9 protein-coding genes and 1 rRNA gene are annotated in these 10,668 nt (G+C 40.6%); 9 read left to right on the forward strand and 1 reads right to left on the reverse strand.

Translation table 11 applies throughout. The features are described 5' to 3' along the window. Positions 1 to 76 precede the first annotated feature (76 nt). The gene (locus CLV98_RS22020; protein ID WP_109678103.1) at positions 77 to 2,365 is read right to left on the reverse strand and encodes an ATP-dependent helicase; all 2,289 of its coding nucleotides are present in this window, start codon (positions 2,363 to 2,365) and stop codon (positions 77 to 79) included. Between the two features lie 209 nt (positions 2,366 to 2,574). On the opposite strand from CLV98_RS22020, the gene CLV98_RS22025 reads away from it, so the two are divergent. The 9 genes from CLV98_RS22025 to CLV98_RS23805 form a co-directional block, all read left to right on the forward strand. Further along, a complete protein-coding gene (locus tag CLV98_RS22025; RefSeq protein ID WP_109678105.1) occupies positions 2,575 to 2,928 on the forward strand; it encodes a hypothetical protein in 354 nt (117 codons plus the stop codon). 415 nt (positions 2,929 to 3,343) lie between these two features. Then, a complete protein-coding gene (locus CLV98_RS22030; protein WP_109678107.1) occupies positions 3,344 to 3,646 on the forward strand; it encodes a response regulator transcription factor in 303 nt (100 codons plus the stop codon). 231 nt (positions 3,647 to 3,877) lie between these two features. Continuing rightward, positions 3,878 to 4,390, forward strand: coding sequence for a hypothetical protein (locus CLV98_RS22035; RefSeq protein ID WP_146202326.1), 513 nt, complete (start codon positions 3,878 to 3,880; stop codon positions 4,388 to 4,390). 8 nt (positions 4,391 to 4,398) lie between these two features. After that, positions 4,399 to 4,626, forward strand: a complete 228-nt coding sequence (locus CLV98_RS23355) for a hypothetical protein (protein WP_146202327.1) — start codon at positions 4,399 to 4,401, stop codon at positions 4,624 to 4,626. 1,143 nt (positions 4,627 to 5,769) lie between these two features. Then, positions 5,770 to 6,459, forward strand: coding sequence for an ATP-binding cassette domain-containing protein (locus tag CLV98_RS22050; RefSeq protein ID WP_109678115.1), 690 nt, complete (start codon positions 5,770 to 5,772; stop codon positions 6,457 to 6,459). 571 nt (positions 6,460 to 7,030) lie between these two features. Continuing rightward, positions 7,031 to 7,753 carry an ATP-binding cassette domain-containing protein gene (locus CLV98_RS22055; protein ID WP_109678117.1) on the forward strand — a complete coding sequence of 241 codons (723 nt, stop codon included), beginning with the start codon at positions 7,031 to 7,033 and terminating at the stop codon, positions 7,751 to 7,753. A gap of 91 nt (positions 7,754 to 7,844) precedes the next feature. Next, on the forward strand, positions 7,845 to 8,567 hold the full coding sequence (locus CLV98_RS22060; protein WP_146202328.1) for a DUF5687 family protein: 723 nt from the start codon (positions 7,845 to 7,847) through the stop codon (positions 8,565 to 8,567). Positions 8,568 to 8,578: 11 nt separating this feature from the next. After that, positions 8,579 to 9,301: a hypothetical protein gene (locus CLV98_RS22065; RefSeq protein WP_109678121.1), complete on the forward strand. Its 723-nt coding sequence runs from the start codon at positions 8,579 to 8,581 to the stop codon at positions 9,299 to 9,301. A 1,283-nt stretch (positions 9,302 to 10,584) separates the two neighbouring features. Beyond that, positions 10,585 to 10,668 (forward strand): 16S ribosomal RNA (locus CLV98_RS23805); the annotation flags it as partial.

Genomic DNA, 10,668 nt, shown 5'->3' on the forward strand with positions numbered 1-10,668 from the left:
TTTTCATTTTAGCGCCCCTAATATAGGGCACTCTTTCATAAAGTGTACTATTTAACTACTTTACTGGTCATTTTGATTACAATATCCTCAATTTTGCGAAACTTAGCAGGAGGGTCTTCTCTCCTACCCCATCGAACCGGACGACGGCCTTCCGGTCTGTACCGTCCACGTCCATTTTTACAACGGTTCCAAAGCCAAATTTCATATGTTCGACCTTGTCTCCCGCTTTTAGGTGGCTGGTGTCGCTAGGCTTAAAGTCGCCAGAAGGGGCATGAGCCTTGGCGGCAGGGACATTCCTTGGCTCGGTAGGTCGGCGTGGGGTAAGGTTCCGCACAAAGGAGGTACTACCACCCGAGGCAGGCGTGGGATCCATACCCGCCAATAGCCTAGTTACGTTCAGGTAGGTCTTGTCGACCTCCAGGAGGAAGCGGCTGGGTTCGCACATTTTGAGCCTACCCCACTGGTACCGGCTTTCGGCATAAGAAAAGGAGAGCTTTTGTTCGGCTCTGGTGATGGCCACATAAAACAGGCGGCGCTCCTCTTCCAAATCCTGCCTCGACTCGAGCATCATTTGGCTTGGGAAAAGGTCTTCTTCCAGGCCTACCACGAATACATTCCGGAACTCTAGTCCTTTGGCCGAGTGAATGGTCATCAACGTTACCCGGTCATGATCGGCATCCTCGTCGGGTTCGTCGGCGTTGGTCAGTAGCGATACCGACTGTAAGAAGGCACTTAGCGACTTGTCCTCGGTCTCTTCGCTATCTACAAACTCTTTGATACCATTCAGCAATTCCTGGACGTTTTCGTAGCGGGAAAGGCCTTCTACGGTCTTATCGTCATAGAGTTCCTTTAGGAGCTTGGAGGTCTTGGCCACATGCGAGGCAATCTCGTAGGCATCTTTCCCTTCTTCTATCAATAGCTTATAGCTTTTGATAAGCGTGGCAAACTGCTCGATGGGTGCCGCCGTACGGCCTCCTATATAATAGGTGGCGTTGGAGGCTATTTCCCAGAACCCCAGCCCCTGGTCGGCGGCGGTGACGTTGATCTTGGCCACGGTGCCATCGCCTATCCCCCTTTTGGGTAGATTGATGATGCGTTTGAAGGCCTCCTCGTCCTTTTGGTTGACGATAAAGCGTAGATAACCCAGTAAGTCCTTAATCTCCTTGCGTTGGTAGAAAGACATCCCCCCTATGATACGGTACTTCAATCCGAGCTTTCGGAGGGCCTCTTCAAAGGAACGGGACTGGGCGTTGGTCCTGTAAAGAATGGCGAAATTTTCATTCTTTAAGGACTTTTGCATCTTTTCTTCGAAGATAGCCGTGGCCACCATTCGGCCCTCTTCGTTATCGGAACCCGCCTTGATGACGTCGATAAGGCTCCCCTCCTCGTTGGCAGTAAAGGTTTTTTTCTCTAGCTGGGTCTTGTTGCGGGCTATCACCGAATTGGCCGCATTGACGATCGTCGACGTGGATCGGTAGTTTTGTTCTAGCTTAATGGTCTTTACATCTGGGAAGTCTTTCTCAAAATTGAGGATGTTCTCAATATTGGCCCCCCGAAAGGCATAGATGCTTTGTGCATCGTCGCCTACCACACATATATTGCGGTGCGCGGCCGACAGCTTCCGGGTGATCAGGTACTGCGACACATTGGTATCCTGAAACTCATCGACCATCACGTGTTGAAACTTATGCTGGTATTTGTAGAGCACATCGGGGAAGTCGCGAAACAGGATGTTGGTGTTAAAGAGCAGGTCGTCGAAGTCCATGGCGTTGGCCTGAAAGCACCGGCCCACATAGGTCTTATAGATCCGCCCCAGCTCTTTCATGCGGGCTGCGTCGTCGTCGGCCTGTATCACCGGGTTATTGGCATAGTCTTCGGCCGATACCAGGCGGTTTTTGGCCCCCGATATACGGTTATACACTACATTGGCCTTATATACCTTGTCGTCTAGCTTAAACTCCCGGATGATGCTGCGCAATAAGGATTTAGAATCGTCGGTGTCATAGATGGAGAAATCGCTGGTATAGCCCAGGTGCCGGGCTTCTATCCGGAGTATCTTGGCGAATACCGAGTGGAAGGTCCCCATCCATATATTGCGCGCCTCATAGCCTACCTCGTTTTCGATGCGTTGGCGCATTTCGCCGGCAGCCTTGTTGGTAAAGGTCAGCGATAGGATCCGGAAGGGGTCTACGCCCTTCTCGATCAGGTGGGCAATCCTAAAGGTGAGCACACGCGTCTTTCCCGACCCTGCACCCGCAATGATCATCAGGGGGCCTTCTCCATGCAGGACCGCCTCTCGCTGGGGTTCATTGAGGGTCTGTAAATAATTCTCTGTCTTCTTCGAACGATCTCCTTCCTTTTTCACACTGTCTATGATTGTAATTCGCTTAATCCACCAAAGTCCAAAGTTAGAAACGTCCCGGTTAAAATTACCATTTTTATCGGGTTAGTTGTAGGAAAGGGGGGTAGTGGATGCCCTGGCAATCGGCCAATGGGCCGGTGTTGGTGAACCAATAGGAACGTGATTACCTTATTTCACGTTTGTAAATGAAAAATATAAATTAGACCGCACTCATGAACCTTGCATCTGTAGAAGACCAACCCCTGGAACGACAGTGGGAATACCTGTTGGAGTATTTGGAGAATCTGGTAGGCAAAAGGCCCGCAGATTTGAATGGGGTCCTGTTTTTGATAGGGGTTCAGGAGCTGGGAAAGGGGGCCAGGCGATTTACTAAGGAGCAGAAGCAGGACCTGATGCATATCGGTATCTGCAAAGTTCTGAGCCTATCGTCGTATTATCAGCTGGAGTTTGTCGACGAGGACGGCTGGCCCCATTACCAATTGATGCGCGCCCTCCCTCAGACGGGCCTTGACGCCCAGGAGAACCTGCTCAAGATTCATGTGATCGAATATTTCAAAGCCCTGTAAGCGTATTCTTGCCGGGTCCAGACCCATCCCCTTGGATGAATCCGTCCTGAGTTAAAAACTACCTAATACCCATAATTATAAGGCCCGCAACTTACTATTATAGTAGGTGCGGGCTTTTTTAGGTTCTGGAGAATGGGGGTATTGATAGAGGAATAATAGCAAATGTAATATTTAACACAGCATAATATTCATTAATTGAGGCGAAAGAGTGTTTATATTTATTTATGGATTTGTTGCTTTATATTAAAGTCAATATATTATTATTGACATAAGGATTTATTATAATCATTTTTTTATGTAGAAGTATTTTTTTTAATCTTGCAGGAATTAATAAGAATGTATAATTAAGTATTAAGGCTCACTCTATGTTGTGTACTCTGAAGACGGGTTTGTATTCATTATTATTCGAAAAAATATGCACACTAAAACTGATACCGAACAATTGTCCATTCAAATTGCAAATCAAAACCTTCAATTCCTGAGCGAACGTGAATGGGCGGTACTTCTTTCACTCACCGAAGATATTACTAACTCAGAAATTGCAGATAAACTTTTTATCACTCCAGCAAGTGTAAAAACTTATCGATCTCGTATCAGTGATAAGCTCGGTTTGGCTGGTCGGGGTAATCTGGAGAGATATGCTCGGAAGAACAAAGAGAAGATAATTCAAATATTTAGAAAGCTATTCAAATCTCCCCCCCCCTCTATAAAATTGTAAAATACAATGCGGGATTTGAAAATTTATAAAAATTGTTAACTTAAGGTATCAATATATTTAAATTTGCTTATATAAATTTGTAAGCAATCAACGACAAAATAATTATAAGAAGGCAAAAGGAAGTAAGAGCAGCTTACGGTGCACTAAATCACAATAGGAGCTAAATTGCTTGTGAACAAGTGATAGTCATGTTGGTTTTTAAAGAAATGTATTTTTTAAAATCTTGAAATTATGCAAAACCTAACTTCACATCTGCTCTTGAGTACATGTTGTATGGCCTTAATGAGCGGGCTATTTTCCTGCACTAGTAGTGACTCTGAAAAAGAGGTTTTTAGAAAGACAAGCGAAATTGAGCAAGCAAAAGAAAAGGCGAAACTTATGGAGAGTAAAAACTTAAAAACTGCGATGATTGATCATTATTCTATGATGCACCAATTGAGTTTATCAAAGGCTAATTCTTTTAAATCGTTTCCAAAAGAAATGAATGAAAGGCTTTCTAAATGCTCATCACAGGAGGAAGTAATCCATGTATTTAAAAGTTCAGGGATGAAAAATGCAGAGAAATATGTGCTTTCTACGACTTCGTATGTAACGGCCTTGGCGAATGAGATACAGAAACATCCTGAAATGAAGTTGTGGACACAAGAGCAGCGATCGGCTTATATGAAGGAGATTCGAAAAGATTTGGATAAAGAGCTTAAGGCACGTATTCGGAAAGACTTGACAACTTTTAACTTAAATTAACAGAAATCATGAAATCGAAATTTTCAAAATTGTTTTTGGGTTCGTTTCTTTTTCTTTTTTCCTTTTCGCCAACGTTGAGCGAAGATAATGGTTGTCAAGATTATTGCATGGCTAGTTATTCGCAACAAGAAGAAGAGGCCTATGCTTGGTGGTCCGGTTCCTTGGATTCATTATATTGGGATGCAGCAATATTCCTCGTTGGGGCTTGGAGTGGTTACCTTTCTCAAAGTAGCTAATTAACTATTACTTTTTGGGGATTAACTCTTCCTACGATAGATGGTGTTCGACTAAATCCTTGGGATGCTATTTCTGCTATCGATTCCCATTATTATCAGTTGTTAAATAATGCATTACGACAATTTAACTATTGTTTATCAACTTGCTAATGGCGACTATAGTACTTCGAAATGACACTCCCTATGGTGTCACTTTATATTTAAATAATTTGGGATATTGGATAGGAGGTAACGACCTCCTATCTATAGAAAGCAATGTCCCCAAAAAAATAATTTTGGTATACTATCCTTTTCTATTTAAAGGGATCCCTATATTAAAATGGTATCCAATATCTTACCAGATAGATTTTCCTAGAGATTTTCAACAATTAATCATCAGATCAAGGAAACATAAAATAACACCTAAAGAACTAGTTGGGTGGGCAATGATTCCTATCTTATTAATACTTATCCTGTGGACTGATAAACATCATTTTCTCCTGTCAGCACTATTGTTTTTTGGTCTCCCATGGGTTTTGGAGATTGTGGTTTCTCTTTTTTATCGCTTCGATTTCATTGCAGAAAATGCAATAAAGACCGATTTTTTATAGCTAAGATCCAAATTACTTTTTACTTTTTTTATCTGGAACAAAAACTGTCGGATTCCTTTAATAATTTCAAGGGTTTTGCTTCATATCAGTATCTATATTTTCATGATGATTCACGATTTTGAGATACTGTCTGTTTCATTATAAGGGCTGTTTTTTACAGATTCCGAAATTTTATTAGCAAAGAAATACTTCTATCGTTCAAAAAACCATACTATCGAAGACGGAAATAGGGTAACAAACTCAAAACCAGTGCACTTATGAAAATTATTCTGTTTTTTATGCTGTTGTTATTTCGGAGGGACCATGCCAGTGATTTCGGTCAAACCGTATTGTCTCTATGGTACTATCACAGCATCACAGATCTGATCATCTTAATTGGCTGTTTGCTTATTCTAAATCTCAACTGTGTATATTATTTAGTAGTCAAATATGCTAACTACGACCTATGGAAGGACTCCAAAAGTAATATTTTTGAGCTAATTATTTTTTTTATTATTTGTCCAATTTTACCGCTATCAATATTTATAATAAGAACCAAATACCTGAAAGCTAAATGGAATCTCCAGAAATTATTAAATTAAAGTCTGTGAACTTTAGCTATGCGAAGAAACTCGTATTGGATGACTTGTCATTATCCATATTAAAAGGCACGGTACACGGGATTTTGGGAGCCAATGGATCGGGTAAAACTACCTTATTTAAATATATTTTTAACCACTATAATCAACAACAAAAAAATAAGATCGCTTTCTTGGAAACGGAGGGCTTTTTCTATTCCTACATGACCGGTTATGAGTATTTAACACTTTTGTCGCCATACAAAGCACTGGATTTGAATAGCTGGAACGACCTATTTCAATTGCCATTGGATGACTATGTTCACACCTACTCCACGGGCATGAAAAAGAAACTAAGTATCATGGCGGTTCTTTTACTCAAACGAGAAATTATTATTTTGGACGAACCATATAATGGATTAGATTTAAAGTCCTGCGAGGTTTTAAGGTATATTATCCAAAGGCTAAAGCATTTGGGTAATACAGTAATTATGTCATCCCATATTTTAGAAACTGTATTTAAGAGTGCTGACTATATTAGTTATTTACAGGATGGTCATATTCTAAAGACCTACAGTCAAGATGAATTTTATCTATTGAGTGATTTGATTCAGGGTCAAATTATTAATGAAATGACACCTAAGATTGACCGTTTATTAGATACCCCCACGACCAATTCCAACTAGAATTTGCTTAGGCTTTTAGTGGATGGCGAAGAGGGTATAGAGTATAGTTAACTTATATGTGGTTTTCAGCAAACAGGGAACAACTAATAGGATCCAATATTTCAAAGCCCTGTAAGCGTATTCCTGCAGGATTATCTTACATCCCCTTGGATGAATCCGGACTGAGGTAAAAACTACCTTATACCCATAATTATAAGGCCCGCAACTTACTATTATAGTAGGTGCGGGCTTTTTCGGGTTCTGGAGAATGGGGGTAATGAAAGAGGAATAATAGCAAATGTAATATTTAACGCAGCATAATATTCATTAATTGAGGCGAAGGAGTGTTTATATTTATTTATGGGTTTATTACAATATATAAGAGTCAATATATTATTATTGCTATAAGGATTTATTATAATCATTTTTTGGTGTACAACTATTTTATTTCATCTTGCTCTAATTTGGAAGTAGTGGGCTCTGTGACGCCCTTGTATGCCGGGGTTTGTATATGGAAATAGTTTTTGTAAGTCAATTATATTCAATTATTTAGAAGGGTCTATCCCTTCATGTATCGTTAGCGACAATATTTATGAAGGTTTCAATCCAAGGAGTAAGTAAGTCGTATCAGCAGCAGGAAGTATTAAATATTCCTGAGTTGGAATTGGAAAGTGGTAAAATAACTGGAATCGTTGGCAATAACGGTGCCGGAAAAACTACTTTGTTACGTGCAATTTTGGATCTGATTCAACTGGATCGGGGTGACATTAAAATAGGAGAATGGGATGTTGCAAAATGTGAGGATTGGCGAAAAAAAACGAGTGCATTTCTAGGAATCGATTCTGTACTCAATTTTCTGACGCCTGAGGAATACTTTTATTTTGTAGGATCACTTACGGGCAGAACAGAACAGGAGGTAGCCGAATTGCTGGCTAAATACGAAAACTTTTTCAATGACGAGATTCTAGGAAAGAAGAAAAAATGTATTCGGGATTTTTCGTCAGGGAACATTCAAAAAATAGGCATTGTTGCAGCACTAATATCCAGACCAGCGGTATTATTGCTCGATGAGCCATTCAACTTCTTGGATCCTACTTCTCAGATGCTGTTGCAGGAAATGTTGGTGGATGTGAATAAGAATTATCCGTGTACGGTAATTGTATCCAGCCATGACATTACCCAGCTTGCTCCGATTTGTGACCGGGCCGTTTTATTGGAGAAGGGTTTGATCAAGCATGATTTTCAGGCGAGTGAGCATATTCTTGAAAAATTATCGGAGTATTTCTCTCCCGGAAGGAGGATCATTAGTCAATGATTATCAGTTGTTTATCTCGAATAAATTATTTTTAGGGGTTTTTAACTGCTTGGTCCTAGGAGCAGTGTGTAGCCTAAACAAGGACAAAAAAATGACAGTAAGACAGTTTCTGTTGCACCGATGGTTGGAAGCAAGCCGTTCCCCTATGTTTTTGATGGGTGTTCTGGAAAAGGCTTTAATGGTATTCACCATGCTGATGACCATTTCTGTATTATTTGTAGCGGGTTATTTTGTGGAAACATTAGATAAGAGTGCCTTCCCAGGAGTAACGTCGTTTACCGTGCTCACTTTGGTTTTAAACATTTTATTGCTTTTGGATTTGGTATTAAGGCCGTTATCGGCAGAGAAACTAGAAGCACCTGTACGCCCGTACTTGTTTTTGATGGTACCTAAAAACAAATTGGTAAGTTTTATCATGTTCGACTACTTTTTGGGAATAGGGAATGTATTTATGTTTTTCTCATTAATTGGTTTAGGATGGCTCGTGTTTCTAAATTGGCCCTATCCGTGGCAGAGTGTCAGTTTGGTGGTCTATTTTTTACTAATGCTCGTTTTGAATACGAATCTAAAAATGATTACCGCCCGATTACTGCTTATAAATGGGTTCTTTCGTTTTACCGTCATTGGGGTAGCCATCGCCGCATTTGCTTGTGTGATATACTTCGTTAAAATGGAATCGGTTAGCACCATTATGGATTTTACAAAATTCTTCCAAAGCATTCCTCCGGTTTTTGGCATCTTGTTTGTTGTGTTCAACAGCTTCGTTTTTTTATTTAGTAAAAGGTTAATAGCAAGGGTTTTATATATTGAATAGCAATAAAATACATGATGAAAGTGACCTATTCTGATTTTGTTAATAAATTTTTGTGGAGGAATAATGTTATTAAGGGCTATCTCGTCTTTTCAATTGTTATGTCGCTTTCAATGTATGGAGTGCTGATATTCATTTTTAATTATATGGAAGCCGATCAGACTAAAATATGGCCTTTCGTAATGCCGTTCCAGCTATTATTTGGCAGTTTTTCACAGTTTTACAATCATTATTTCTCCCATATTTCTGCTATTCTATTACCGTTACACCTCCAAAAAGTAGACCTTAGTAGGGTATTGACCCTAGTTTTTAAGAGGATTTGGATATTTCAAGCCATTATATTCTTTGGACCGGCACTTTTCTTTTACGACAAGTCCAATTTACTCATCAAATTGATTGAGATGGCAATTTTTAATATGGGAGTTGTCAGTTTTATGATGCTTTCAATTTCTGTATCAACAGATAGTTTTATGGCTATACATTATAATAAAGTTAGAAAGGCAAAGAATAAGCATAATTTTTCACTTATCAGTTTGTTTGTATTTCCGATGGTTTTTGGACTACTCTGGATCGATGATTTTTTGCTGAAGGAGTTTGGAGCGTTTGTCGGTCATGGTATCGTTTTATCCGTCGAAACGGCGCTACTACTAGCTTACCCGATTTTTTTAGCCAAGGTCAATAGCCGTTTTATGAGTCTACGATATAGGAAACTCCGGTTGTATTTTTCTTTTGCCTGATTAAAACCTTTATTAAACCCGCCTATTGAAGGATAGTCGGGCGTGCAGGTGTCATCCCAAAGCCATCCTTGACATTTTAAATAGCCTACTCTCCCCTATCTTTAACTAGCCATTTTCAAACATATGGCCATGGCACGACGAAATTCAGTTCTTCAGTATTAAAGTTGAACAGGCCTCATCCACCCAATAGCCGTGTTAGAGCCATAGTTCAAGGATGCTAGCCAAAGGTAAATCCAAGAGTGTGGACTTATATAAAGAATATCATGAAAGTCGAGCCATGAATGGAAAGCCATGAATCTAACCGGATCCCTACTATTCCATTCCATTTCCCCATCCTATATATAAGGTAAGGAAGTAGACATTCTCTATAGCTCACCAGTCCGCTGCCCAGTATTCCTTAACGATGCTTGTACTCTAGGTCCAATAGCCCACCCCACGTTGCCTTCCAAGGACCATGAAGAGAAGGTCTGTTAGGCCTATGTCAGTTCAGTGCCCAAGCCTGGGAATATCATAAGCAATGGCAGTGCTATATATATGATGAGGGATTCCCCATCTAAAGTCTGCCCTAACCAAAGCCAGCCGGACCGATAAGACGATCATTCTGATTTCCCCCCTCCCTATTATATAGGATCCGCAGGCGTTTCCCTATCCTATATATTGAGTGCTATAATGGGACACTATATATAGTAGACTGTATCACGACGGCGGTCGGCGGTCGGCAGTCGGCGGTCGGCTATCAGCAGTCGGCAATCGGCAGTCGGCAATCGGCTGTCGGACTTTTCTTGGAAACGATTAACTAGTTAATGGATCATTGCCGATAGTGAATAGGTTCATATCATTGGTAACAGGATAAGTGCTAAATGTGGGGCGAAGGGGGGGATTCCCCTTGGCGGCCTCCTTTTGCCTTATCTTCCTCTCAGGAACCAAATAGCCTCTAGGGCGCTTTGGGCCTACAAAAGCGGAGTAGTAAAAAGCCCTTGAAAAAAGTTTAAAAAAAGTTGTGCTGATTTGGTATTGTAAATCAACGAGTTAGAAAAAACTTTAAAAAAACTTCAAAAATACTTTGGCCAGTTGCTTGCATCTAAAGAAAAAAGCGTGCACCTTTGCACTCCCAAACGGGAACAACGGTAACGAAAACGATCGAGACCACAAGTTCTGAAAGCGATCAGAGCAACGTTCTTTGACATGATGAAGAGAGCAATATAAGGTAAATGTGTTAAGGACACAGTTACTCTTAGGAGTAACGAAAAACGAATAACTTAGGTTATTCACATACAAAATTTACAATGGAGAGTTTGATCCTGGCTCAGGATGAACGCTAGCGGCAGGCTTAATACATGCAAGGCGAGGGGTCACTTCGGTGGCAC

It is taken from the genome of Dyadobacter jejuensis (genome assembly GCF_003149085.1).
Taxonomy (GTDB): Bacteria; Bacteroidota; Bacteroidia; order Cytophagales; family Spirosomataceae; genus Dyadobacter; species Dyadobacter jejuensis.

Excerpts from the sequence above, each read along its gene's own strand:
- CLV98_RS22025 (WP_109678105.1), top strand. The coding sequence starts at position 2,575 with ATGAACCTTGCATCTGTAGAAGACCAACCCCTGGAACGACAGTGGGAA.
- CLV98_RS22030 (WP_109678107.1), top strand. The coding sequence starts at position 3,344 with ATGCACACTAAAACTGATACCGAACAATTGTCCATTCAAATTGCAAAT.
- CLV98_RS22035 (WP_146202326.1), top strand. The coding sequence starts at position 3,878 with ATGCAAAACCTAACTTCACATCTGCTCTTGAGTACATGTTGTATGGCC.
- CLV98_RS23355 (WP_146202327.1), top strand. The coding sequence starts at position 4,399 with ATGAAATCGAAATTTTCAAAATTGTTTTTGGGTTCGTTTCTTTTTCTT.
- CLV98_RS22050 (WP_109678115.1), top strand. The coding sequence starts at position 5,770 with ATGGAATCTCCAGAAATTATTAAATTAAAGTCTGTGAACTTTAGCTAT.
- CLV98_RS22055 (WP_109678117.1), top strand. The coding sequence starts at position 7,031 with ATGAAGGTTTCAATCCAAGGAGTAAGTAAGTCGTATCAGCAGCAGGAA.
- CLV98_RS22060 (WP_146202328.1), top strand. The coding sequence starts at position 7,845 with ATGACAGTAAGACAGTTTCTGTTGCACCGATGGTTGGAAGCAAGCCGT.
- CLV98_RS22065 (WP_109678121.1), top strand. The coding sequence starts at position 8,579 with ATGATGAAAGTGACCTATTCTGATTTTGTTAATAAATTTTTGTGGAGG.